At 31.3% G+C, this 23,525-nt stretch carries 29 protein-coding genes; 5 read left to right on the forward strand and 24 right to left on the reverse strand.

Translation table 11 applies throughout. From position 1 onward, the window contains the following. Nucleotides 1–2: 2 nt before the first annotated feature. The 10 genes from P4S50_RS09175 to P4S50_RS09220 form a co-directional block, all read right to left on the reverse strand. On the reverse strand, nucleotides 3–1,763 hold the full coding sequence (locus P4S50_RS09175; RefSeq protein ID WP_277734553.1) for an AAA family ATPase: 1,761 nt from the start codon (nucleotides 1,761–1,763) through the stop codon (nucleotides 3–5). Continuing rightward, on the reverse strand, nucleotides 1,682–2,098 hold the full coding sequence (locus P4S50_RS09180; RefSeq protein ID WP_113674540.1) for a VRR-NUC domain-containing protein: 417 nt from the start codon (nucleotides 2,096–2,098) through the stop codon (nucleotides 1,682–1,684). Before P4S50_RS09180 ends, P4S50_RS09175 begins: the two co-directional genes overlap by 82 nt. 1 nt (nucleotide 2,099) lies before the next feature. Further along, entirely contained in the window at nucleotides 2,100–2,375 is a 276-nt protein-coding gene (locus P4S50_RS09185; protein ID WP_277734555.1) for a helix-turn-helix domain-containing protein, read from the reverse strand. A 20-nt stretch (nucleotides 2,376–2,395) separates the two neighbouring features. Then, the gene (locus tag P4S50_RS09190) at nucleotides 2,396–2,722 is read right to left on the reverse strand and encodes a hypothetical protein (RefSeq protein WP_113674538.1); all 327 of its coding nucleotides are present in this window, start codon (nucleotides 2,720–2,722) and stop codon (nucleotides 2,396–2,398) included. Continuing rightward, entirely contained in the window at nucleotides 2,715–3,230 is a 516-nt protein-coding gene (locus tag P4S50_RS09195) for a transglycosylase SLT domain-containing protein (RefSeq protein ID WP_277734556.1), read from the reverse strand. The genes P4S50_RS09190 and P4S50_RS09195 overlap by 8 nt, the downstream gene beginning before the upstream one ends. Nucleotides 3,231–3,406: 176 nt before the next feature. Continuing rightward, a complete protein-coding gene (locus P4S50_RS09200; protein ID WP_277734557.1) occupies nucleotides 3,407–4,753 on the reverse strand; it encodes a DEAD/DEAH box helicase in 1,347 nt (448 codons plus the stop codon). Nucleotides 4,754–4,768: 15 nt separating this feature from the next. Then, nucleotides 4,769–5,728 (reverse strand): DUF7666 domain-containing protein, encoded by a 960-nt coding sequence (locus tag P4S50_RS09205; RefSeq protein ID WP_277734558.1) that lies wholly within the window; start codon nucleotides 5,726–5,728, stop codon nucleotides 4,769–4,771. Between the two features lie 90 nt (nucleotides 5,729–5,818). After that, nucleotides 5,819–6,217, reverse strand: a complete 399-nt coding sequence (locus tag P4S50_RS09210) for a helix-turn-helix domain-containing protein (protein ID WP_277734559.1) — start codon at nucleotides 6,215–6,217, stop codon at nucleotides 5,819–5,821. 48 nt (nucleotides 6,218–6,265) lie between these two features. Further along, entirely contained in the window at nucleotides 6,266–6,895 is a 630-nt protein-coding gene (locus P4S50_RS09215) for a BRO-N domain-containing protein (protein WP_277734560.1), read from the reverse strand. Between the two features lie 14 nt (nucleotides 6,896–6,909). Next, on the reverse strand, nucleotides 6,910–7,080 hold the full coding sequence (locus P4S50_RS09220; protein ID WP_277734561.1) for a helix-turn-helix domain-containing protein: 171 nt from the start codon (nucleotides 7,078–7,080) through the stop codon (nucleotides 6,910–6,912). A gap of 228 nt (nucleotides 7,081–7,308) precedes the next feature. Here P4S50_RS09220 and P4S50_RS09225 point away from each other — a divergent pair, with 228 nt between their 5' ends. The 4 genes from P4S50_RS09225 (at nucleotide 7,309) to P4S50_RS09240 (ending at nucleotide 10,034) form a co-directional block, all read left to right on the forward strand. Continuing rightward, nucleotides 7,309–7,716 (forward strand): helix-turn-helix domain-containing protein, encoded by a 408-nt coding sequence (locus tag P4S50_RS09225; RefSeq protein WP_277734562.1) that lies wholly within the window; start codon nucleotides 7,309–7,311, stop codon nucleotides 7,714–7,716. Between the two features lie 2 nt (nucleotides 7,717–7,718). Next, nucleotides 7,719–8,042: a hypothetical protein gene (locus tag P4S50_RS09230; RefSeq protein ID WP_277734563.1), complete on the forward strand. Its 324-nt coding sequence runs from the start codon at nucleotides 7,719–7,721 to the stop codon at nucleotides 8,040–8,042. A 310-nt stretch (nucleotides 8,043–8,352) separates the two neighbouring features. Continuing rightward, on the forward strand, nucleotides 8,353–8,874 hold the full coding sequence (locus tag P4S50_RS09235) for a hypothetical protein (protein WP_277734564.1): 522 nt from the start codon (nucleotides 8,353–8,355) through the stop codon (nucleotides 8,872–8,874). 143 nt (nucleotides 8,875–9,017) lie between these two features. Further along, complete coding sequence (locus P4S50_RS09240) at nucleotides 9,018–10,034, forward strand: tyrosine-type recombinase/integrase (protein ID WP_277734566.1); 1,017 nt, start codon at nucleotides 9,018–9,020, stop codon at nucleotides 10,032–10,034. Nucleotides 10,035–10,149: 115 nt separating this feature from the next. Here P4S50_RS09240 and P4S50_RS09245 read toward each other — a convergent pair whose 3' ends face one another. From P4S50_RS09245 to P4S50_RS09305, 13 genes are all read right to left on the reverse strand, one after another. Next, entirely contained in the window at nucleotides 10,150–11,373 is a 1,224-nt protein-coding gene (locus tag P4S50_RS09245) for a NupC/NupG family nucleoside CNT transporter (RefSeq protein ID WP_277734567.1), read from the reverse strand. A gap of 366 nt (nucleotides 11,374–11,739) precedes the next feature. After that, nucleotides 11,740–12,105: a DUF1878 domain-containing protein gene (locus P4S50_RS09250; RefSeq protein WP_277734569.1), complete on the reverse strand. Its 366-nt coding sequence runs from the start codon at nucleotides 12,103–12,105 to the stop codon at nucleotides 11,740–11,742. A 38-nt stretch (nucleotides 12,106–12,143) separates the two neighbouring features. After that, nucleotides 12,144–13,148, reverse strand: a complete 1,005-nt coding sequence (gene hypE / locus P4S50_RS09255) for a hydrogenase expression/formation protein HypE (protein ID WP_277734570.1) — start codon at nucleotides 13,146–13,148, stop codon at nucleotides 12,144–12,146. A 17-nt stretch (nucleotides 13,149–13,165) separates the two neighbouring features. Beyond that, nucleotides 13,166–14,254 carry a hydrogenase formation protein HypD gene (gene hypD / locus P4S50_RS09260; protein ID WP_277734572.1) on the reverse strand — a complete coding sequence of 363 codons (1,089 nt, stop codon included), beginning with the start codon at nucleotides 14,252–14,254 and terminating at the stop codon, nucleotides 13,166–13,168. Between the two features lie 19 nt (nucleotides 14,255–14,273). Beyond that, nucleotides 14,274–14,492 (reverse strand): HypC/HybG/HupF family hydrogenase formation chaperone, encoded by a 219-nt coding sequence (locus tag P4S50_RS09265; protein ID WP_277734573.1) that lies wholly within the window; start codon nucleotides 14,490–14,492, stop codon nucleotides 14,274–14,276. A gap of 14 nt (nucleotides 14,493–14,506) precedes the next feature. Further along, the gene (gene hypF, locus P4S50_RS09270) at nucleotides 14,507–16,765 is read right to left on the reverse strand and encodes a carbamoyltransferase HypF (RefSeq protein WP_277734575.1); all 2,259 of its coding nucleotides are present in this window, start codon (nucleotides 16,763–16,765) and stop codon (nucleotides 14,507–14,509) included. Continuing rightward, entirely contained in the window at nucleotides 16,749–17,492 is a 744-nt protein-coding gene (gene tatC / locus P4S50_RS09275; RefSeq protein WP_277734576.1) for a twin-arginine translocase subunit TatC, read from the reverse strand. Before tatC ends, hypF begins: the two co-directional genes overlap by 17 nt. A 23-nt stretch (nucleotides 17,493–17,515) precedes the next feature. Then, nucleotides 17,516–17,689 (reverse strand): Sec-independent protein translocase subunit TatA/TatB, encoded by a 174-nt coding sequence (locus P4S50_RS09280; protein WP_248484249.1) that lies wholly within the window; start codon nucleotides 17,687–17,689, stop codon nucleotides 17,516–17,518. After that, complete coding sequence (hypB, locus tag P4S50_RS09285) at nucleotides 17,689–18,354, reverse strand: hydrogenase nickel incorporation protein HypB (protein WP_277734577.1); 666 nt, start codon at nucleotides 18,352–18,354, stop codon at nucleotides 17,689–17,691. The genes P4S50_RS09280 and hypB overlap by 1 nt, the downstream gene beginning before the upstream one ends. A gap of 1 nt (nucleotide 18,355) precedes the next feature. Next, entirely contained in the window at nucleotides 18,356–18,697 is a 342-nt protein-coding gene (gene hypA / locus P4S50_RS09290; RefSeq protein WP_277734579.1) for a hydrogenase maturation nickel metallochaperone HypA, read from the reverse strand. Next, nucleotides 18,690–19,160: a hydrogenase maturation protease gene (locus P4S50_RS09295; protein ID WP_277734581.1), complete on the reverse strand. Its 471-nt coding sequence runs from the start codon at nucleotides 19,158–19,160 to the stop codon at nucleotides 18,690–18,692. Before P4S50_RS09295 ends, hypA begins: the two co-directional genes overlap by 8 nt. After that, entirely contained in the window at nucleotides 19,160–20,596 is a 1,437-nt protein-coding gene (locus P4S50_RS09300) for a nickel-dependent hydrogenase large subunit (protein ID WP_277734582.1), read from the reverse strand. The genes P4S50_RS09295 and P4S50_RS09300 overlap by 1 nt, the downstream gene beginning before the upstream one ends. A 23-nt stretch (nucleotides 20,597–20,619) precedes the next feature. Next, entirely contained in the window at nucleotides 20,620–21,519 is a 900-nt protein-coding gene (locus P4S50_RS09305; RefSeq protein ID WP_277734583.1) for a hydrogenase small subunit, read from the reverse strand. A 292-nt stretch (nucleotides 21,520–21,811) separates the two neighbouring features. On the opposite strand from P4S50_RS09305, the gene P4S50_RS09310 reads away from it, so the two are divergent. After that, nucleotides 21,812–21,973, forward strand: coding sequence for a DUF1540 domain-containing protein (locus P4S50_RS09310; RefSeq protein ID WP_277734585.1), 162 nt, complete (start codon nucleotides 21,812–21,814; stop codon nucleotides 21,971–21,973). Nucleotides 21,974–22,108: 135 nt separating this feature from the next. Here the strand turns inward: P4S50_RS09310 and P4S50_RS09315 are convergent, their stop codons facing one another. Then, complete coding sequence (locus P4S50_RS09315; RefSeq protein ID WP_277734587.1) at nucleotides 22,109–23,194, reverse strand: phosphodiester glycosidase family protein; 1,086 nt, start codon at nucleotides 23,192–23,194, stop codon at nucleotides 22,109–22,111. Nucleotides 23,195–23,525 lie beyond the last annotated feature (331 nt).

A 23,525-nucleotide genomic window follows, 5' to 3' on the forward strand; every position in this document is an offset into this window, starting at 1 on the left:
TATTATTCACCCCTTTTCTTTCTAGTTCTTGTCTTTGGTTTTTCTTCTTTTTCAGCTTCATCAGAAGTTTCTTCATTTGAATCTTCACTTCTTAATTTTCTTGAACGTGTTCTTTTCTTTGGTTCTTCTTTTTCAGGTTCTTCAACTGGTTCAGAACTCATATTTTCTTCATCTGTCACTTCATTTTCTTCTGTTGATGTTTCTTTCTTTGTTCTTCCTTTTCTACCACCAGTGGACTTATTTGAAGCTTCTTCTTTCTTCGGTTCACCTTTAAGTTTTGCAACTGCATTTTTATTTGCTTCTTCATAAACTTCAAGGAAAGCATCATAATCAAGTGGAATTTCATTTGTTGAAGCAGTAAGTCTGCCACCACCAAAGATGACTTCATTTGTCTTGAATGATAGTGTTCTAATTTCACCATCAGCAATGACCCTTGCCACAATATCAACCATTCCTGCAACCTTATTTGCTGTCTTCTCTTGAAGGTTTGGTTTGATTGCTGTGATCTTGTCACCACCTTTTTTAGTGATGTCCTTTGAAGTATCTTCATGACTGATCAGGATAATGTTTTCATAATCCAAGTTCATAAGCTTCTTCAATGTTGAAAGAAATTCAGTTCTAACCTTATCCCATGCCCTGAAACTGTCATCTGATTCATGAGTGATTCCCATTTGGTCATACATGTAAAGTCTGCAATGTTCATAAGTATCTTCAAGTAAGTCAACAATGATTGTTTTAAACTCATTGTCTTTCTTTTCAAGTTCAGCAATAACATCCTTGAATGTTTGCCATGCCAATGTTCTTTTGGTCATTCTTCCTTCAACTGAAACCTTGTCTTTGATTGCAATAAATTGTGCAGTAATTCCAAATTTAATATTTCCATCGGTATTCAGCATTAGTGGGTCAGGGAAAGCATCTGCAAAAGTTGTCTTTCCACTGAATGGTGAACCATAAATCCAAATAGCCTTCTTTTTAATCTTTCCAATGTTCCTTCTTTCATTTTTGGGTAATAGCATATAATCCCATCCTTTCTGACAATAGTCTTGGTATTCACAAAAGTTACAAAGATAACTTTCACATTTTGGATATTCTGTTGCTTCTAATACGTTCTTAACATCAATCATGAATTCAACCACTTTTGATGGATCGTATTCAATTGGAACAAGTCTTGGTTCAAGCTTGTCCAATTCACTTTCAATTTTTTTCCTAAACTGAAACAAGTCTTCTGTTTTCTTCTGCTTTATACTTGTCTTTGGTGCAAATAAGAAGTACATGTTTCTGATTGTTTTTCCAGGGTTTTCTTTTTCCCAAAAGTATTTGTACAAATGAAGCTGTTGTGACTTCTTGTAATTTGAAACATTGTTGGAATACTTGAAGTCGTATAAATCATATTGATTTGGAACTTCAACCCCACGTTCAAATACTGTTGCAGGTGCAAGAAGGTCAACATATCCAATGAAATGTTCATTTTCAATTTTGATTTCATATTCACCCTGTGGAATCATTTCTGCTGCTTTTGGTACAATTATTTCAAGCTTCATTGCTTCTTCAATATGTCTATCTGTAATGATTGGATATGACGTGTAATATTCTTTGATTGCCACATCCACACCCTTTTCCAATCCCGTATGAAGTGCAGTTCCAATAATCAATGGATGTGCTGCATTATCGGTTGGTAAAGTTAGTATTTTGTCAATATATCGCAACTTGTACTTGAAAGGGCATTTCTTATATAAGTCAATTCTTGAATGTGATGTTTGCAATTGATCACCCCTTTCATAATTTCTTTGAACTGTTCAAAACCATCAGGATATAAGATGATTCCAATTCCATTTGACTGATTAATCCTTGCTGTATTCATCTTTTGAAGTTCAGAAGGTTTACCTTTTGATGCTTTCAATTCTGCTGTGATGAAGAAACCATTCACACAAAGAATCAGGTCAGGGATGCCACTTTTCTGATAACCACCACCCCAAATCTTTGTGAACCATCCAATCTGCTTTTCCTTCATATGATGTGAAGGTGTGCCTGCTTGATAAACACCGATTGAATGAAGGTACTTTTCAACCTTTTTTTCAAATAACTTTTCTGATGCCAATTTATTTCACCCTTCTTCTAAGTTCAATTAATAAAGAATCAGTTGAAACTTTTGACAAATCATTTGTAGTTTTATTTTCATCGGATACTCCAATTAAGTAATCGGTAGTCACGTTAAAATATGAGGAAAGTTTTTTTATAGTTGTAATTTTCATGGTAAAGTTATCGTTCGCCCTCGGTGACACTTGTATAGGAGGGCAATCAATTATTTCTGATAATTGAGTAGGTGTAATACCATTCTCAAACATTAAACTTTCAAGTCTTTTTCCATAATCCATAGTTTCACAACCTCCCCTTCTCACTTCACCTTGAAAGTTAAATATGCTTTTCTGTTTGTTACCTTTGGATAATCTTCAAGCAGTTCAGCATATAATTTTGGTTCTTTCTTTTCTAATGCTTTTAGATCAATTGAAGTGGAAGTGCTGCCATTCACCCTTGTAATTTTTAAGAATCTGTTATCAATTGATTTGATTCCGTAAGCATCCATTGCTTTTTCAAGGTCTGCTTTGACTTTCTTTTCTTGGTCTTCAATCAGTTTCTTCTGTTTAGTAATGTCTGCTAATTGTTGAAATACTTGCATGTGCTGCTGTTCAAATACTTGAACTTCATTCTTTTCATTACTCATTTTCTTCATTCCTTTCATTGATATAATTTTTGAATTGCTCTATGTTCTTTAAAACTTTCTTGGTGTAGTCAGTTTCATAAATGCCTTTATTCCAAAGTTTCTTTGCACCTGTTTCACCAAGGTTGTAAGCCATCAATACTTTTTCAGGGTCTTCATATTTTTCAAATAGGTTTCTAAGTATGTAGATTCCTGATCTTGTATTTTGATATGGGTCAAGAAAATCTGTAATTCCAAGCTTTTCTTTCAGCCATTCATGATTGATCGTGTTAATTTGCATCAATCCATAATCATTGGTTGAACTTACTATGTCAGAATTGAATGTGCTTTCTGTTTGAATCAATCCCATGACAAATGTAAAATCTAAATTGTAGCCATATGATAAGCAGTAAATAAATTCCTGAATATCTTCATCAAGTCCAACTTCTAGTGGAATGAATCCAAGTTCAGCACCACTTGTCCAATCTGATGAAAGACCCCCAGTTGAATGTTTTCCCATCAATAGTTCCATATGGTTCAACTTCACTGAACTGTTGAATTGTTTCAGTTGTTTCTGCTTGTCCTATTCTTGAAAATCCTAACCCAAGTAATATTCCAATGACTAATATGACAATCCATGAAATGATCATGTTCCTGGTTCTTTTCTTGTTCCTGGACTGCCTATTTGCAACTTTTAAAGATGATGCATCATTTCCTGATGTATTCTTTGAATAGTTCATCTGTATAGTCCTTTCTCATTTCTAATGTTTGAAGAATGTCTTCTTCCAAGCTTCCTTTACAAATAAGTAGGTAATAGAAGCAGTTATTCTTTTGACCGATTCTGTGAATCCTTTTCTTTGATTGTTCAAACAGTTCACTTTTTTCAGTCAATGTGAAATATATGATTTTATTTGACTTTTGAAGGTTCAACCCCATTGCACCTGCTTGATATTGAATGAACGTGATTGAATTATCTTCTGATTCATAGTTGGATAAATCTTTGACCTGTCCATTTACTTCTGAAATAGGTCTATTCAACTTATCTACAATCTTCTTTAATGCTGTAAGTTCTTCATTAAAGTTATAAAAGACAATCAATCTATCTTGGGTGCTATATGCAAGGTCTTCAAATGCTTTAAGCTTGTCCTTGTTGTACTGACCACAAAGCATCCTGGAATATAACCGTTTTGTTAGGGTAGTATCACCAATCAATTCAACTCTTGGTGTTGCATCAGTTCCTTCAAAATCACTATCATCTTTGAATTCAACCATGTTCAAAGTGTCAATTGTAATGATTGAATTCTTTTGAAACTTTCTATATTCTTTACTGGTTGGAACATTGATACTGATGAAAGTCTGTTCAGGAAGTTCAAAGCATTCATCTGTTTTCAAGAAGACTGCTCCATGATTCCTAAGTTTCTGCTTCAATCTGTCAACATTCTTGTAAGGTTCATCTTTGTCAACAATCTTCATTGGGAATCCACCAACTTCAATGGTTGTCCAATTCACATACTGCCTGTTGTAAAGGTTCTTTGAAATATTCCAACCAAGCAAGTTAATCTGTGACCATAGGTTTTCATATTTCCCTGATGTTGGTGTTCCTGAAAGAAGAATCACATTGTCAGGTTTCATCTGTAGAACAAATTTTGACCTTTTAGCATCTTCATTTTGGATCATAGAACTTTCATCCAACATCAGGGTGTAATGCTCTAATTCAAGGAAGAACTTTCTTCTGAACAATAAATCATAGTTAATTACACCAATCATTTTGAATTGTCCATTCTGAATCATACTGCTACATGACATAAATGCTTTCATTCCATTTTTAGAAGTCAAATCATAAATGTCATAATCTGAATAGTAGGTTTTGAAATGTTCAACCCAGGTCGATATCAATGACTTCTGACAAACTAGAATATTCAAATCCGTTCCAAGCTGTTTCATTTTTTCTGATCCAACAAATGTCTTTCCAAGACCCATGTCCAAATAATATGCAACCCTGTTGAAATCTTCTGTTTGAATCAAAGCTTGTTCTTGGTGTGGATAAAGCTGCATATAATCACCAACTTTCTAAACTCTGATTCCAGTTATTTCAAAGAACTTATCTGCATCAAAGTTTGGAATTTCCTTGATTACATTTCTTCTAATTTCAGAAAGACCGTTCCACCATTCAATGCAAGCATTTTTATTGTCACGAACTTTTAAGTAACCATCAGTTGTTTTATATTCAGGATGCTGTTCTTTTTCTTCATCCGTCATATCATCTGACCAAATCCATTCAGTAGGTCTAAAATCAATCTGATTCATCAAATAACGTGCATCTGAATTCCACCATTCTTGCATTGTCATATCTGTTTCTTTATCAAAGAACTTCAATTTGTGCTGCTCTGTATTGAAACACCCTGCATTAAAAGAAGATTTGTTCCAATCACCACTGTTCCAATCACCACTGTTGCGATTACCACTGTTCCAATCACCACTGTTCCAATCACCACTGTTGCGATTACCACTGTTGCGATTACCACTGTTGCGATTACCACTGTTGCGATTACCACTGTTCCAATCACCACTGTTGCGATTACCACTGTTCCAATCACCACTGTTGCGATTACCACTGTTGCGATTACCACTGTTGCGATTACCACTGTTGCGATTACCACTGTTCCAATCACCACTGTTGCGATTACCACTGTTGCGATTACCACTGTTGCGAAGACCTACATTGCCTTTTCCCAAATTAACCAAGTTCAACAGTTCAGACCATGGAATTTCTCTGACAATTTGAATCTTGTTAGTGCTACATTTGTCACCTTCTTCTGCAACTTCACCAATGGCAACAACTTCTGCAACCTTATTGTCAGGATCAAATCTGTAATAGTTGAAACAATCTTTTGCTTCCTTGCAGAAGTGAAATCCTCTATCACATACACTTGGTGTAATATCATCTTCAAATGTTTTACCTACTTCATATTGAAAACCCCTACAAGTCCAATCAGGGTTGAAAACTTTGAATCCTTTTATAGCTTCCATTTACATTTCCATCCTTTCGTGATATAATTTTTAACAAAATATTTTTTCATCTGCACCATTGGAAACTGCAATTTCCTTGGTGCTTTTTCTTTATGCACCGATATATTCATTCAAAAGCTTTGGTGAAATGTGATAAGAAAATCTTGATGACAACTTTACTGCAACACCAAACGGAAGAATATTTCTTTGTAATCCAACCCTGATGAATTGCTCTGATTTTCCAATTCTCTTTGCTGCTTCTGAAACTGGAACATTTTTCAGACCGTTTGGGTCATCTGTTGGATCACTGCAAGTTGTAATTCCGTTCAAATAAGCAACTGAACATTCAAGTGCATCTGCAATTTTTTCAACTGCTTTTTGCTTTGGTTCGTTTTTACCTGATAAGTATTGACTAATTGATGATTTACCGATTCCAGTCAAAGCTGAAAGTTCAGCCTGTGACATGTTCCTTTCATCCATTGCTTTCTTCAAGTTCTTTGCAAAACTCATTTTCAACCATCCTTTCATTTTGTTCTTGTTCTTGTTGTTTGAATACATTTAACCTTTCAATCGTTTAATTGATGCTTGAACAATGTAATCTTCATAAGTTACTTTCTTATGCCCTCTACCTCTTGGAACACTAAATATAAAATCCACCATGTCGAATACATCTTGTAAAGTTGTTTCTTGTGGTTTAATAAAGCAATCAGGAAGATTAATATTAAACTGTTCACAAATCTGTTTAACTGCAATTGCAATTTCCCTTGGGTCACACCCTTGATCTTTCATTGATTGCCTTGTCATTTTTATCAAGTTCACCACTTCACCAATACTTGTTGCTTTAGGTTGGTAACTTGGAACTGAATAATAACCGTTCTTTCTGATTGAAGGAAGAACTTCTGATGTTACCCATTTTTTGAATTTCTTTGCTGATGGAAGTTTGGAAGAAAGTATTAAGGAATATAACCCTGATTCATTGATAATCACCATTTCTTGTATTCCACCAGGGGTCTGTATTTTACCGACCCCCTTATCATCTTCGTCAATGTGTGTTCTGATTGCATCTGCTGTTCTTTCATATCCGAGTGCATTCGCAACATCTTTTCCAACAAACCAAGGTTCATTTTTAATATTCAATGTTCTAACTTGTCCAAATTCATTGTTTTGAAAAACTTGTAATTGATTCATTTACTCATTCCTTCCTATTTGGTTTTTCTTGCTTCTTCAAATTCAGCAAGATCTTGTGGTCTAATATGATACATTTTTCCGGTTTTAATTGCCTTGAGTTTTTTCTCACGAATCCATGACCACACCGTTATTACCTTAACACTGAATTTTTCTGCGACTTCTTCGCAAGAAAGATATTTTTCCAAATTTTTCACCGCCTTTCACTTGTGTTTAGTTCGGTTTAGTGATATAATTTTCTTGCTACGGAAAAACAAATATCACTAAACCTATAACCACTGAAAAAATTCTATCTTTCAGGGGGTGTGTTTTTATACCGTTTTGTTTGGTATAGTTGTATTATAATACCGAATTAACGAATTGTCAATATTAGTTTAGAGATATTTTGTAATATTTTTTAGAACGGAGGAATATACATGTTTGTTGCTAATCTAAAAATGTTATTAAAGAAACATAATAAAAAGCAAAGTGAATTGGCAAGTTTCGTTGGTGTTAAGCCGAATACGGTAAGCGATTGGATAAATAAAGGTAGTAGTCCAAAGCTAGATCATCTATGCCGAATAAGCGAATTTTTTAATGTTTCATTAGATTTTCTTCTTTTAGGAAAAGAAATTTCACAACAATCGGCAAGTAATATATCCAATAGTGCAATTGTTCAAGGTAATCATGCTACAACTTTAATTGTCAGAAATGGAGAAACAAAAGAAAGAGAGTTAACCGAACAAGAAATTGAACTATTAAGAATCTACAATGGGTTAGATATTAAAAAACAGACTTTATTGCTTTCAGCAGCTTTTAAATTTGAAGAAGAAAGGTTGGATTAAAAATGGATAAAAGAAAAAATTCTAAAAAGGAATATGAAATCATTGAAGAAGAAGCAATGTTTTTTGATGCTCTTCTTGATAAAAGTGAAAAAGAAAAATTAAAAAATCTTTTTCAGTATCGTAGAACTTCTAATGGTACATTCAACATTATTTATTCCACTTATCCTGTTGGGAAAATTAAACTCCAAGGTAGAAAACATTGGATGATGATTATGAAAAATCTTTACGATAGTAAAACAATTGAAGGTACTATTGATGATTACATTTCAGAAATTGACTATATTATTGTTTATATTAAAAAGTACATCTTACCTGAATTAAAATGAGTAAGATTCAATGTAGTTCAAGGTGTAAAAATAACCTTGAACCAATTCAAAGCCTTATAAGTCAATGGTTTAAAAGTTCAAGGTTCAAGGTTCAAGGTTACTTTGATTTATTAAATAAGAAATAAAAAAAATATATTACTTATAAAAATAAGAAGTAATATACTCTAAAAATAAGAATATATAGAAAAGCACCTTGAACCTTGAACCGTTAAATGTGAAAACCTAGTAAAATCAAGTGTTTGAATCGGTTCGTGGTCACAAATGGCACCTTGAACCGTTAAATAAAAAATAGAAAGGAAGGTTGAATTTTATGAAGAAAGGAAAGTTAATATTCTTAGTCATTATTTTAATGATAGTTGGAGGGTTAGTTTTTGGGATTAGTAGAGTAATGAATAATCCTGAAAAATATCAAAGTTCCAATGTTAGTTCAAACGTAATATTTGATGTGACACAATTTTATGCATCTGAAAACGCAACTGTTTCAGAATCCAAATTAATTGAAATGTTGGGTGATCCTGATGAAATTGAAGAATGGGATTATAAAAAATTATCAAAATCTTATCCAATAAGAACATTAATTTATGGAAATTACAGATATAATTTTAATTCAGACATGCTGCAAAGAATTTCAATTGAAGAAGAAATACCTTATGAAAATAAAAATGAAATTTTAGAAATGTTTGGATTGAAAAAATATAAAAATTCTGATGTTACTGACACAAATTCAGCTTATCGTGTTACAAACTGTGGTGTTCATGACTTTTGGACTCAATATTCAGATGGTAAATTAACCAACATTAGAATTTCATATAGTTCTTTGTTTGGTAATTAAACAAAAAAAAATAGACCCTTAGTGTTGGTAGCACCAAAGGTCTATGTGTAACCATTAAATTTCAGGTTGAAATGGTTACAATCGTATAGTTTTCCAATATGATTATACCATTTCAACCCCTGATATTCAAGGGGTGATATTAATTGAAGAATCCAAATGGATATGGTTCTGTTGTTAAATTATCAGGCAATAGAAGAAATCCTTATGCAGTAAGAAAAACAGTTGGATGGAATGAAAAAGGTCATCCAATTTATAAGTCAATAGGTTATACTTCAAGCAGAGAACAAGGAATGATTATGCTTGCTGAATATAACAAAGCACCTTGGGATATAGATGCAGAAAAGACAACACTTGAAGATATGTTTGAATTGTTCAAAGAAAAGAAAATGCCTAAAATGGGAAAATCAAGCCAAGCATCTTTGAAGTCAGCTTTTAAGCATACATCCAAATACAAGAAAATGAAGTACAAAGACATCAAGTCTTTCCACATGCAAGACTGCATTGATAATTGTGGAAAAGGATATTCGACACAATGGGCAATCAAGAACCTATTTGGTCAGCTTGATAAATTTGCTCTTGAAATTGATGTCATTAACAAATCATATGCACAACTGACAACAGCAGACCCTATTCCTGAAACAAAGAAAAAACCTTTCACTGATGAAGAAGTGGATGCAGTTTGGAAAGTCAAAGATAAGCCTTGGGTTGATTCAGTCTTGGTATTCTTATATTCAGGGTTCAGGATCAGTGAACTTTTAGGATTGAAAACAGAAAAGGTTGACCTTGAAGTAGGAACTATTCAAGGTGGAACTAAAACCAAAGCAGGTAAAGACAGAATTGTTCCTATTCATTCAAAGATTTTTGAATTAGTTCAAAGAAGGGTTCAAGAAGGAAATGAATATTTGTTCACTGAAAATGGAAAAAAGTTGTCTAGTGCCAAGTATTATGAAAAATGGAATGAAGTCATGAATGAACTAAAATTGAACCATACACCACATGAATGTAGACACACATTCAGGTCAAGATTAGATTCAGCAGGTGCAAACAAAGTGTGTATTGATCTGATGATGGGGCATAAATCAAAAGAAGTTGGTGAACGAATTTACACCCATAAAAGTATTCAAGAATTGAAAGATGCAATTGAACTAATAACACGTTAGTAACAAAAAAAGACCCCAAGCCTTGAAAAATCAAGCACTTGGGGTCATAATTTTAATATTATATCATAATAAAAAAAACAGGAAACCAACCAAAATGTCAGTTTCCTGTTTTCTATTATATTAATATACCTGCTATAGAAGCTGTTAAAAAGGCTGCTACTGTTCCACCTACTAAAGCTTTTAATCCTAATTGAGCAACTTCACCTCTTCTTTTAGGGGCTAAACCTCCAATGCCTCCTAATAAAACTGCTATAGATCCAAAATTAGCAAATCCACATAATGCATAAGTTAATATTGTTACAGTTCTTGGCTCAAGCGCTCCACTCTTTATATACTCTCCTAATTGTGCATATGCGACGAATTCATTTACAACCGTCTTTGTTCCAAGTAATGATCCTGCTGTTACCATATCTTTAGCTGGAACTCCCATTATATATGCAAGTGGTGCAAATAAGTAACCTAATATAACTTCTATCTTTAATCCTTGTATTCCTATTAAATTTCCTATTCCTTCAATTCCTGCATTTAACATGGCAATCAAAGCTACAAATGCAAGTAGCATTCCTGCTATATTAAGTGCTAATTGAAGTCCTTCTGATGCTCCCCTTGCTGCTGCATCTATTATATTTGCATCTATTTTTTCTACTTCAACATCTACATTACCTTTTGTAACCGGTTCCTCAGTTTCCGGAACTATAATTTTAGAAGCTACTAATGCAGCAGGTGCTGACATTATTGATGCTGCTATTAAGTGTCCTGCATCTACTCCCATACCTATATATCCTGCCATAACACTACCAGCTACTGTAGCCATTCCACCTATCATTACAGCACTTAACTCTGATCTTGTCATTTTTTCTATATATGGCTTTATAACTAAAGGAGCTTCTGTTTGACTTACAAATATATTTGCAGCTGCCGATACAGATTCTGCACCTGAAGTACCTAAAACCTTAGACATAAATCCAGCTATATATTTTATTACAAACTGCATAACTCCAACATGATATAATACTGCCATTAAAGATGAGAAAAATATTAATGTTGGAAGTACTTGAAAAGCAAATATAAATCCAAACTTATCTATATCTCCAACTAATCCTGCAAATAAGAACACAGCACCATCTCTAGCAAACCCTAAAATAGTTGTTGCAAAATTTGATAAATATTCAAATACAGTTTTTCCTATACTTGTTTTTAAAATTATGAATGCAAATACAACCTGAATAAATAATCCTATAAATACCAATTTAAAATCTACTTTTTTCTTGTTCTCAGATATTAAATAACAAATACCTAAAAGAACAAATATACCTATTAAACTTATAAACCTCTCCATGTCTTACCTCCTCAATGATTTGTAAATGTGAAATTTAATCATGATAATTTGTTTTTATATATAAAAACGCCTTCCTAAATAGGAAGGCATTATCATAAACACAGTTATGCTTACAAATATATTTCTATATTTATAAAATCTATGTATTAAAAACCTTCCAAGTCTCTCCGGACTAGAATTAAAGATTTATTTTCTCCTGAGAAATTATATCACCTTAAAAGAAAATGTCAATACATATTTAAATTTTAATTATTATTTTATTTATTTTTCTACAATGATAACGTTTGCTTATCAAATAGTCATTGATATACGAAATAAAAATAGCTGTCTCTATAAATTATTTTTATTTTGAGACAGCTATTTTTATTATTTATTAAAGTTAGATGATCTAAATTTCCTTTTATCCATATGAGCATATAGTGAAGTAAATACCTCTTTATACATTTCTTGTTTATAAAATTCTAATACTAATGATTCTACAAAATAAGTATTTCCACTCTGTTGTATAACAATATTGTATATGTCTTGCTCAAATTGATTATGATTTACTTCTTCATTTTTAGATATTAATACTTCATAATTGTTCATTAAATCCTTCAAATCCTCATACTGCTTTCTTGTTATTTCATATTCAAATAAAACTCTATCTAAACCTGTATTTCTAAATAATAAGTCTTGTCTAAATTCTATAAAATCAAATTTTCTCATTATGTCTATATCTATACCGCACATATTAATCCTCCCATTTAAATAACTTTCTCTTTATACAATTAACATATTCTTGGTAGTAATTCACCTGATGGCATACTTAATAATCTTGTTCCACCAATATCCGTTTTTAACGAAACAATTTTTTTATCATCTTCTAAAACTTCTCCAATTATCTGAGCATCTTTACCCATAGGATTCTTTCTCATAACTTCTACTACCCTTTGAGCATCTTCTTTAGATGCTATTAAAACAACTTTTCCTTCATTTGCAATGTATAAAGGATCAAGTCCTAATATCTCACACATACTTCTAACTTCATCTTTCACAGGTATATCTTCTTCGTTTATTGAAATACTTCTTTTACTTTGACTTGCAAATTCATTTAATGTAGTTGCTAATCCACCTCTTGTAGGATCCCTAAGTACTTTTACATTATTGCTTGTGTATAGTATTTCTTCAATAAGTTCATTTAAAAGATTACAATCACTTTTTACAGATACATCAAACTCTAAATTTTTTCTCTTAGACATTATGCATACACCATGATCTCCTAAACTTCCACTTATTATTATTTTATCTCCTGGCTTTGCATTTTCTCCGCTTAAGTATATGTCTTTATCAATTACTCCTATACCTGTTGTATTTATATAAATTTTATCTGCACTTCCTTTTTCAACAACCTTTGTATCGCCTGCAACAATCTTAACATTAGCATTTTTGGCTGTAATACTAATTGACTCAACAATTTTTTCTAGATTTTCAATCTCAAATCCCTCTTCTATAATAAATCCAACTGTTATATATAATGGTTTAGCTCCACTCATAGCTAAGTCATTGACAGTTCCGCAAACTGACAGTTTTCCTATATCTCCTCCATTAAAAAATATAGGATTTATTACAAATGAATCAGTTGTAACTGCTATTTTACCTTCTAGTTTTGGTAAAATAGATGAATCATTCTTTTGAAGTAGAATATCATTATCAAAATATTTATAGAAAATATCTTCTATTAAATTATGTGTAAGTTTCCCTCCACTTCCATGTCCTAATGTAATAATACTCATATTTTCACTCCTTCATACTACCCTATATTTTTATATTTGTAATAAGCTGCACAAGTTCCTTCTTCAGAAACCATGCATGCTCCTATAGGATTAAGTGGATTACATACCTTTGAAAACAATTTACACTGTAGTGGATTCTTTTTCCCTTTTAATATGTCTCCACATATGCATCCTTTAATAGGTTTATCGTTAAGTAAGTTTATACCTAGTTTTGTTTCAGCATTAAATGAATCATATTTTTGCTTTAATTTTAGCCCTGTACCACTTATATTTCCAAGTCCACGCCAAACAGCATCAGATTCTTCAAATATTTCATATATACTAGATATAGCTTTTTCGCTGCCTTCATATTTTACAAATCTTGAATATACATTTTTAACTTCATTCGTATTATTTTTAATCATTTCTATAAGAGTATAAAGTCCAATTGCAATATCCCCAGATTCAAAACCTGCTATTACAGCAGGAACTTCAAACTCATTGGCAAGAAACTCATACGGTTTTGCACCTATAACAGTGCTTACATGACCAGGACATAAGAACCCATCTATTTTTATATCTTCGTCTAAAACTAATTGCTTCATAGTTTCCGGCATTGTCTTTATTGATTGTAGTATTGAATAATTTTTTATATTTTCTTCAGAAGCTATTTTTATACTAAGTGCAATTGCAGGTGCAGTCGTTTCAAATCCTACTGCTAAAAAAATAACTTCTCTGTCAGGATTTTCTTTTGCAATTTTTAAAGAATCCAGTGGAGAATACACCATTCTTATATCTCTTCCCAGCGCTTTTTCATTTTGAAGAGAACTATTGTTTCCTGGAACTTTTAGCATATCTCCAAAAGTAGTAATTATAACATCATCTCTTTTAGTTAGTTCAATTGCTGTGTCTATGTATGCCTGTGATGTTACACATACAGGGCATCCAGGACCTGAAATAAGTTTTATATTTGAAGGTATTAAATCTCTTATTCCACTTTTAAAAATAGACATAGTATGTGTTCCACAAACTTCCATTATTGTTATTTCTCGTTCTACATCTGACCCTATTTTTTTAATCATATTTTTAACTAAAGATGGATTCCTAAACTCTTTTACATATTTCATTTATATATTCACCTCCACCCTAGTCATTTTCTGATAATAATCTAAATATCTCTAAAGTTTTTTCCGCTTCTTCCTTGTCTACCTTTTGCATTGCACATCCTGCATGAAGCAATACATAATCTCCAATTTTCAAATCATCTACTAAATTTATATTTACGGTCTTCTTTACTCCACCAAAATTAACTAATGCTTCATTTTCTTTAATCTCAATAACCTCAGCTGGAACTGCTACACACATAAATTAATCCTCCCTTATTTTGTCTTATGGTTAGCAATTACTAATTGCCCTATTGATATTCCACCATCATTGCAAGGTACCTCACCATGAGTATAGACTTCAAAATCATTGTCTAAAAGCTGTCTATATATACCTTTTAAAATTATTTCATTTTGAAATACTCCTCCACTTAATGCTACTGAATTTATATCTGATTTTTCTCGTATAATCTTGCACATGTCTACAGAAAAAGCTATTACAGTATTATGGAATCTCTTTGAGATAATACTTGTACATATATTGTTTTGCATATCACTTAATATATTTTTTATTATATTATCTGTGTTGACAATATAAGTGCCATTTATGTAATCAATATTATAGTTGTAAGTTTCTTTTTCTTCTTTATCTGCAATTGCCTCTAAATTAATAGCGGCTTCTCCTTCATATGTTATTTGACTCTTCAGCCCAATAAGAGCTGATACAGCATCAAATAATCTTCCCATACTTGATGTTTCTGGAGAATTCAAATTACTTTTAATCATAGTAATTATATTTTTTATATTATTGTTAGGTATATTTTTTAGTATATATTCATTCATATTTCCTTCGTGTGTTCTATATAAATAACTTACAGCCATTCTCCAAGGCTCTTTAACAGCCTTGTCTCCTCCTGGCATTTTTACATAATTTAAATGTCCAACTCTTTTAAAATTTTTATAATCACATATAAGGAATTCTCCTCCCCATACTTTACTATCAGTTCCAATGCCCATGCCATCAAAAGCTAGTCCTATAACTTCTTTATCAATATTATTGTCTATCATACAGCTTGCTATATGAGCATGATGATGCTGAACTGGAACTTTCTTACCTTCTTGATTTTTAGCAAATTCTACTGATAAAAAGTCTGGATGCATATCATACGATATAATTTCTGGTTTAATACTATAAATATCCTTAAAGTGATTAATATTTCGTTCAAAATTATCATACGTTTCCAAATTGTCTATATCACCTATATGCTGACTAACAAACGCAAATTCTCCTTTTGATATACAAAAAGTATTTTTTAAATGTGATCCACATGCTAAAGTTTCTTTTATATTATCAACATTAATAGGTACTGGTGCATATCCTCTTGAACGTCTTATAAGAGTTTCTTTATCTAAGACAACCTTTGTAACCGAATCATCTACAGGTATATTTATTTCTCTGTTATGTAATAAAAAGTAATCTACAACATCGTTTAATTTATTTATAGCATCATCATTCTTATAAACTATTGGAAGACCACTTACATTTGCACTAGTCATAACTAATGATTTAAGTTCATCGTCAAATAAAAGGTGATGTAGTGGTGTGTACGGAAGCATAACACCAAGTTTATTATTGTTAGGAGCAATATTTTCAGGTAATATATTATTTTTCTTGTCTAATAACAATATTGGTCTTTTAATTCCATTAAGAATTGATTCTTCAGTTTTATTAACATAGCAATATTCTTTTATAGTATCTATATTATTCATCATAAGCGCAAAAGGCTTTGATGGTCTTAATTTTCTATTTCGTAGGGTCTCAATAGCTTCTTCATTACTTGAATCACACGCCAAATGAAATCCACCAAGACCTTTTATAGCTATAATTTTCCCTTCTTTCAATAAGGAAATTGTCTTTTTTACAGAATCTATAGTTTTAATTTTATTACCATTTTTATCTGTGATCCAAACTTTAGGTCCACATTTTGGACAAGCATTAGGTTGAGCATGAAATCTTCTATCCATAGGATTTTGATACTCATTCTCACATTCATCGCACATTTTAAAATCATTCATAGTTGTCATTGGTCTATCATAAGGTAATTTCTTTATTATCGAAAACCTCGGCCCACAATTTGTACAATTGGTAAATGGATATTTATATCTTTTATCCTTATTATTTTTTATTTCTATTTCACAATTTTTACACGTTGCAACATCTGGAGATATTAACGTAATAGCATTTTCATTATCATGACTTTTTTGTATAGAAAAATCCTCATAATTTTTTATACATCTATCTTCAATTATTATTTGATTTATTTTTGAAAGTGGTGGAGCTTTATACTCTAATTCATGTAAAAATATATCTATATTTTCTTCTTTTCCTTCAATGTCTATATAAACACCCTCACTTGTATTTTTAACCCATCCATTTAGGTTATGATTAACTGCTATGTTATAAACGAAAGGTCTAAATCCTACTCCTTGAACTATTCCTTTGACCCAAACATACTTTCTAATAATCTTGTTCATCTTTTGCTCTCCTCTTGCCAATAATCTTATTGTTTAAATACATTAATCCTAAACTTAATTCAAATAATACAACCAATGGTAATGAAACTGCTAACAGTGTAAATGCATCTGGAGTTGGCGTCAAAATTGCCGTTATAACTACTATAGCAAGTACAGCATACTTTCTTTTTTTAGCTAACATCTCATAATTTATAATTCCAAATTTAGAAAGCAAAAGCATAACTAATGGTAATTCAAATATCAGTCCTATAGAAAGTGTCATCATTATTACAAAAGAAAAATACTTATTAACTGATAGCATAGGCTGCATACTATCGTTACTAAAACTCATAAGAAATTTTAATGTTGTTGGAAGTATAAATGAAAAACAAAAATATATTCCTCCAAAGAATAAAGATATTATAAACGGTAAACTTAAAAACAAAAATACTTTTTCCCTTTTATACATAGCAGGTGAGATAAATAATAGTGTCTGTAAAAACATTACTGGAGATGATAATAACATTCCTCCAAAAACAGCTACTTTTAATTTTGTTAAAAATCCTTCTATCGGTGTAATAAACACCAAATCTATATCTCCCAGCGGTAGCTTTAAGAGCTCTATTATAGAAGCTGATTTAACATATGCTACAGATGAAAAAATCAGAGTAAAAACAATACATATTATCAATCTCTTTCTCAATTCATCTAGATGTTCTATTATGGTCATTTCAAATTCGTTAGACATTTATCTCACCCTTCTTATTCTTTCTATTTGCTATTTTCTTCTTCATCTAATTCTTTTGTTATTTCTTTTGTTGCTTTTTTAAATTCTTTAATAGATGTTCCTAAAGCTCTACCCATATCAGGTAATTTTTTAGGTCCGAAAACTAAAAGTGCTATGAAAAATATAACTACTAATTCAGGTAATCCAAGACTTGGCATTATAATTTCCTCCTTTTTTCTTCAATACTGTCTTTTAAAAATTTCGATAACTCTTCAATTCCTTCTCCTGTTGAACAAGATACTTCAAATATCTTCATATTCTCATTTAAAGACTTTATATCTTTATATAATTCATCCATTGAAAAATTAGTATGTTCTAATAAATCTACTTTGTTAACTATAAGTACTTCTGATTTTTGAAACATTGAAGGATACTTTAATGGCTTATCATTTCCTTCTGTTATACTTAATACAGTTATCTTTATATCTTCACTAAGATCATACGATGCAGGGCATACTAGATTTCCTACGTTTTCAATAATAAGAAAATCTAAACCTTCAACACCTATATTATCCATGGCTTCCTTTACCATCGAAGCATCTAAGTGACAAGCGCCACCTGTATTAACCTGAATAACATTAATGCCATGACTTTCTATCCTTTCGGCATCTTTAGCTGTATAAAGATCTCCTTCTATTACAGCCATACTAATTTCATTCTTTAAGCTTTTTATAATCTGTTCTAGTACTGATGTTTTACCAGCTCCAGGAGAACCTAACATATTTATTGTAAAAATACCTTTTTTAGAAAGTATTTTTCTATTTTCATTTGCAATATCGTCATTGCTTTGAAATATATTTTTTTTAACTAAAATTTGCTTCATTTTACTCACCTTCAATCTCATCTAATAATAGCTCATACCCAGTAATTATATTGTTACTAAATGTATTACACTTAGGACAGACTTTATTTGTAAAATTTACTTTAAAGGTTTCTTCACAGTTATCACATTTTGCACTAGCTTCTATCTTGTCTATGATAAAATCAGCCTCTTCAACATTTGTATCCTTTGAGAAAGCTTCAAAAGCAAACCTCAATGCACTTTCTTGTACACAAGTAAATTCTCCAATTTTCAGAACTATTTTATTCACTTTTTTAAGATTATGGTTATCTGCATTTTCTTTAATCACATCGAAAATTTCTCCCATAATTGAAACTTCATGCATTAATCTCACCTATTCCTTTATCTATCTCCTCTTTTACAACTTCAATAATTTTAGGAATTTGTTCTTTTACTGTATCCGATAAATTCAAATCAAAAAATATTTCTTCAGGTTCTATACCAACAATAATTACTTCTGGAAAGTGTCCCATTAAATTTGCACTTTTTAAAATGTCTAACACTTGAACATCATGTAATGATGAATTTGCCTTTATATAGTTCCCTAGTTCTTGGGGAGGGACTTTATAAATAGTCCCTGGCAAATGCCCTCCCTTTAAACTGTCTACTACTATAACTTTATTATTTTCTACAAACACACCTAATAAATCAAGTATACAGGTGCCTCCGTCTATTAATTCAACATTACTGTTTAAGTTTTGGTTTTGAAGTTCATTGATTATATGTACTCCTATACCATCATCTCTTAAAAGTATATTTCCAATTCCTAATACAGCTATCTTTTTCATTAAATTGCTCCATTAGGATTTGGTGTTGATACTACAAATTTTGATTTAATATTTTTTTCTGAATCCATTACATGTATTGAACAACCTGTGCATGGGTCAAAAGAGTGAACGATTCTTAATAATTCAATTGGTTGAGTTGGATCTTGTATTGTTACACCGATTAATGCTTGCTCTAATGCTCCCATTTGATTAAAATCATCTCTTGGTGAAACATTCCAACAAGTAGGAGTCAGTACTTGATAGTTTGATATACTTTGATTATTAAAGTTTAACCAGTGTCCTAATGCTCCTCTTGGTGCTTCTGTAAGTCCTACGCCAGTTCCTGATGAAGGTAGTGGTAATTGAGTATAAGTACTTGCTGAAGTTGATAATGAATTAAGCCAGTTAAGCATTTCTGATGCTATTTTCTTACTTTCAAGTCCTCTAGCCATATGTCTATCCATTACAGAAATACCTCTAGTATATTCTCCATTCATAAACATTCTTGCAAGAGGTCCAACTTCAAATACTTCTCCATTGTATCTAGGAGATTTTAACCATGAATACGCTCCACTTTTACCATAACTTGGTTCTGTCTTTCCGCTTGATGGATGTCTATTTCCAGAATCATTAGTGTACCAAGAATATTTTGCATACTCTTTTATCTTAGATATATCTATAGAGCTATATGAACCATCTTTGTATATTCCAGATTTGAATAATGTATTTCCGTTAGTATCTATATCAAATACACCATATGTAAGTAAGTTTCCGCAGCCTTTTCCTATGTTATAGTAATCACTATATTTATCCGCTAATAAGTTTAAGTCATCTATGTATTCATTATCTATAAATGATTTTATTTCATTCAAGTAAGTTTTGAATTGATTTATATTAGAACTTGTAAGTTTTTGAGTTACTCCACCTGGAGCTATTGACATAACATGAGGAATTTTTCCTGAGAATATAGCCGTCATTTCATGAGCTTTTCTTCTTATTTCTAGTGCCTTTATGTAGTTATTTATTAAAGCAGTATTTTCAGAATCGCTTAGCCTATAATCAACATCATAGCCTGGAGTCCAAGGGCTTTGTTGTGGTCCTTTAGCATAGTCAAGTAATGTTAAATGATAAAATTGTAAGATATGATCAGATATATAATTCCCACCTAGAATAAGATTTCTCATTAACATTGCATTAAAAGAAGGCTTATATCCAAAAGCATCTTCTACTGCTTTTACTGCAGCTATACTATGACTTACAGGGCAAAGTCCGCATATTCTCTGTGTTATATGTATAGCATCTCTTGGGTCTCTTCCAACTAATATTTTTTCAAACCCTCTAAACATATTTCCTGTACTATGTGCATTTATTACTTTATTGTTGCTATCTACTTCAACTTCAATTTTTAAGTGTCCTTCAAGTCTAGTTACAGGATCTAACTTTATTTTAGTTGCCATATTTGATATCCCTCCTTTTCAATTTATTCAAATTTATAAACTGGTTTTTGCCAGACATCTTCTGATGCACATGAAATACAAGGCTGCCCTGCGTCAACACACCAATTCACTTTATTATTCCACTTTCTAATTGGACAATTATTATTTGTTCTAGGTCCTTGACACCCTAAACTTTTATAACATCCAGACTCTCCTAGTTGAGATGATTGACCTCTTCCTCTTCGAGGACATAATCCATGTATCTTTTCTTTATAAAATGCTTGAGGCCTTCCTTCTTTATCTAACCTAGGCATACCATAAAGTAATAAATCTACTATTGTTTTCGTAAGTGTATACGGATGTGCCGGGCAGCCTGGAAGATTTATTATTTCATTTTTAGTTAGTCCATTTAAAATTTCTTTGTCTAATCTCTTTATGCCAGTAGGATTTACTCCTGCTTTTGGCACTCCTCCAAAAGAAGCACATGTTCCAGCGGCAATAACATATTTAGCTTTAGGTCCTAATTCTTTAACTGCATCAAGCATTGTCCATGGCTGATTATTTTTTTCACTTAAAACGCAATATGTACCATTATTAGCTGTAGGAACAGCACCCTCAACTACTAATATAAATTTTCCATCGTATTGTGAAACAGTATCATCTATAGCAGATATAGCTAAATCACCTGCTGCAGTCATTAAATTATGATGATACTTCATACTTATTTTGTTAATTAACAAATCGTCTATTGTAGTTTCTTGTATTGTATTCAGTAATGATATAGAGCATCCTGAACAGCCTGATCCTTGAAGCCAAACAACTGGTGGTGCTGATTCTGCAGCAAATACTACATCTTCTAATTTTTCTAACTCTATCTTAGTTAGTCCTATTGCTGCAGCTGATGCTGTACACCACTTTAAGAAGTCTCTTCTTGATATTCTCATTTCACATCTCCTTTCAATATTAAATATCATTCTCAATGTCTTTGTCGTTTTTTGACTTTATTTGTCGAATAATATTTTATATTAATAGATATTGATAGTCAATATCTATTAATATCTTTTATCTTCTTCATATATAAATACGAATAATCTAAAATATTTAAGTACTTTATTCATATATAATAGCTCTTTCTATCAATTTAAATTTAAATATTTTCGATTGTAAATAATTCCCTGTAATTAATATTTTTATAAAGTTAATACTATTTTTGAATCAATTTTAGGAGGTGTAATTATGCATCAAGGAAATACTCATATAGGTTGTGATGTAACAGAATGTAAACATCATGCTCAATCTAATAATAACTGTACTCTTAATCATATCGAAGTTAAAAAGCATAAACCAAATGCTACATGTCCAGAGTGTACAGATTGTGCAAGTTTTGAAATGAAATAACAAATTTCATAAAAATAAGGAATGTCTAGAATTATAATTCTAGACATTCCTTATTTTTATATACAATAGTGCATCTTTTTTGATTAAATACCATACTATTTTTTATTAATTTTTTTAGTTTTAAACTTTATTTTCCTACTGATTCACAATTTCCTCAGTAAACACAAGTGCATTATTTATATTTCTTCCAGGTGCAGTTATATACTTTCCTTGATAATAAAGACTAGACGAAGCTCCCCCATCCATGCACATAGCTCCCTTAAGATTCATTTCTTTACATATTTGAGCAAGTTCCTTTAAGTTTGCATTTGAAACTGTTCCCATTACCAATTTATTTTCATAAGTATATCCAATAAAGCTTCTTTGAGCACGAGATGTATTTATCTTACTTTCCCAAAATCCCTCTTGTGCTCCATTTGCAGTTATTTTACCATCTATTATAAGACTTGGTCCAGCTCCTATAGCACATGTAACATCATCCCACTGTACATTACCTTCTATAGTTTGATCTATATTCTTAGATTCAAAATTACATTTATAAGATACTATATCTCCAACTTTAAATCTATCTGCTAAATATGCTACCTCTTCATTAAATACTATTATAAGTCCATTTTTAGATGCCCATAAGTTATCTTTATTCTCTACTATATACTTAACGACTCCATTTTCCACCATTATAGCTTTTCCTGTTTTTGCAGAAATTGCTTCTCCATACTCTTCAGTATATACAACTATTGCATCTTTTTCAGTTCTTGGATGATTAAGCCCCCAAGCATAAAATTGTTTCTCATCATTTATGTATCCATCTATAGTGATATTAAGATTATCTATAATCATCTTGTTATCAGCTGTAAATCCCATAACCGAACCGTAATTGCCTACATGAACCACTTTACCATCTTCTATAAGTGTTCCATACGGAAGATTTGATCCATCATATGCACTAAAATACGTTCCATTTATTCCACCTATAACTCTATTAGAATCAGTTTTCTTGCTATCTGTCATATGCTTTAAAGAATCAGCCGAAGCTATCTTTTCATGAGCTCTTGCCACCTTAGGTTTTATAGTTTGATTATTCATATCGATAAGTACAATCTTGGCAGTTTTATTTACACTTTTAAAATGTTGATTATAACTTACATATGGTGAAAATGCACATACTTGCATTACTGAAATACATACTATCATGAATGTTATTAAAAATATTTTCTTCATTTTCCCTCTCCCGTCATCGATTTTTTGGTCACATTTGTCTAATATATTATTTTTCTATACATTTTCTCTAGAGTACAGATATACTTAAAAATGCCGTTCATTTAAATGTTAGCTACTTTTTTGTTAATATTTTTCCATAAAACTTAGATTATGGCGTTTAAATACCCGTTAAGAAAGTTCGTTGTTTGACCGCAAGGGAGTTTAGAACTTTTAGGATATTCAATAAGATGTAATGCTTAGTTTTATTAAATATATTTAATACATGAGCGGTATTTTGATGCCATTTATTTTGGGATTAAACAGCAGTTCACTTAACCACTATCTTTGAATA

The organism is Tepidibacter hydrothermalis, assembly GCF_029542625.1.
GTDB lineage: Bacteria > Bacillota > Clostridia > Peptostreptococcales > Peptostreptococcaceae > Tepidibacter_A > Tepidibacter_A hydrothermalis.

What these genes read in the sequence shown, in the direction of transcription:
- hypB (WP_277734577.1), bottom strand. Translation starts at nt 18,354, where the DNA reads ATGAAGCAAATTTTAGTTAAAAAAAATATATTTCAAAGCAATGACGAT.
- P4S50_RS09310 (WP_277734585.1), top strand. Translation starts at nt 21,812, where the DNA reads ATGCATCAAGGAAATACTCATATAGGTTGTGATGTAACAGAATGTAAA.
- P4S50_RS09190 (WP_113674538.1), bottom strand. Translation starts at nt 2,722, where the DNA reads ATGAGTAATGAAAAGAATGAAGTTCAAGTATTTGAACAGCAGCACATG.
- tatC (WP_277734576.1), bottom strand. Translation starts at nt 17,492, where the DNA reads ATGTCTAACGAATTTGAAATGACCATAATAGAACATCTAGATGAATTG.
- P4S50_RS09250 (WP_277734569.1), bottom strand. Translation starts at nt 12,105, where the DNA reads ATGTGCGGTATAGATATAGACATAATGAGAAAATTTGATTTTATAGAA.
- P4S50_RS09200 (WP_277734557.1), bottom strand. Translation starts at nt 4,753, where the DNA reads ATGCAGCTTTATCCACACCAAGAACAAGCTTTGATTCAAACAGAAGAT.
- P4S50_RS09230 (WP_277734563.1), top strand. Translation starts at nt 7,719, where the DNA reads ATGGATAAAAGAAAAAATTCTAAAAAGGAATATGAAATCATTGAAGAA.
- P4S50_RS09205 (WP_277734558.1), bottom strand. Translation starts at nt 5,728, where the DNA reads ATGGAAGCTATAAAAGGATTCAAAGTTTTCAACCCTGATTGGACTTGT.
- hypD (WP_277734572.1), bottom strand. Translation starts at nt 14,254, where the DNA reads ATGAAATATGTAAAAGAGTTTAGGAATCCATCTTTAGTTAAAAATATG.
- P4S50_RS09265 (WP_277734573.1), bottom strand. Translation starts at nt 14,492, where the DNA reads ATGTGTGTAGCAGTTCCAGCTGAGGTTATTGAGATTAAAGAAAATGAA.
- P4S50_RS09235 (WP_277734564.1), top strand. Translation starts at nt 8,353, where the DNA reads ATGAAGAAAGGAAAGTTAATATTCTTAGTCATTATTTTAATGATAGTT.
- P4S50_RS09295 (WP_277734581.1), bottom strand. Translation starts at nt 19,160, where the DNA reads ATGAAAAAGATAGCTGTATTAGGAATTGGAAATATACTTTTAAGAGAT.
- P4S50_RS09300 (WP_277734582.1), bottom strand. Translation starts at nt 20,596, where the DNA reads ATGGCAACTAAAATAAAGTTAGATCCTGTAACTAGACTTGAAGGACAC.
- P4S50_RS09225 (WP_277734562.1), top strand. Translation starts at nt 7,309, where the DNA reads ATGTTTGTTGCTAATCTAAAAATGTTATTAAAGAAACATAATAAAAAG.
- P4S50_RS09245 (WP_277734567.1), bottom strand. Translation starts at nt 11,373, where the DNA reads ATGGAGAGGTTTATAAGTTTAATAGGTATATTTGTTCTTTTAGGTATT.
- hypF (WP_277734575.1), bottom strand. Translation starts at nt 16,765, where the DNA reads ATGAACAAGATTATTAGAAAGTATGTTTGGGTCAAAGGAATAGTTCAA.
- P4S50_RS09280 (WP_248484249.1), bottom strand. Translation starts at nt 17,689, where the DNA reads ATGCCAAGTCTTGGATTACCTGAATTAGTAGTTATATTTTTCATAGCA.
- P4S50_RS09185 (WP_277734555.1), bottom strand. Translation starts at nt 2,375, where the DNA reads ATGGATTATGGAAAAAGACTTGAAAGTTTAATGTTTGAGAATGGTATT.
- hypE (WP_277734570.1), bottom strand. Translation starts at nt 13,148, where the DNA reads ATGAGTATTATTACATTAGGACATGGAAGTGGAGGGAAACTTACACAT.
- hypA (WP_277734579.1), bottom strand. Translation starts at nt 18,697, where the DNA reads ATGCATGAAGTTTCAATTATGGGAGAAATTTTCGATGTGATTAAAGAA.
- P4S50_RS09315 (WP_277734587.1), bottom strand. Translation starts at nt 23,194, where the DNA reads ATGAAGAAAATATTTTTAATAACATTCATGATAGTATGTATTTCAGTA.
- P4S50_RS09210 (WP_277734559.1), bottom strand. Translation starts at nt 6,217, where the DNA reads ATGAGTTTTGCAAAGAACTTGAAGAAAGCAATGGATGAAAGGAACATG.
- P4S50_RS09195 (WP_277734556.1), bottom strand. Translation starts at nt 3,230, where the DNA reads ATGGAACTATTGATGGGAAAACATTCAACTGGGGGTCTTTCATCAGAT.
- P4S50_RS09305 (WP_277734583.1), bottom strand. Translation starts at nt 21,519, where the DNA reads ATGAGAATATCAAGAAGAGACTTCTTAAAGTGGTGTACAGCATCAGCT.
- P4S50_RS09215 (WP_277734560.1), bottom strand. Translation starts at nt 6,895, where the DNA reads ATGAATCAATTACAAGTTTTTCAAAACAATGAATTTGGACAAGTTAGA.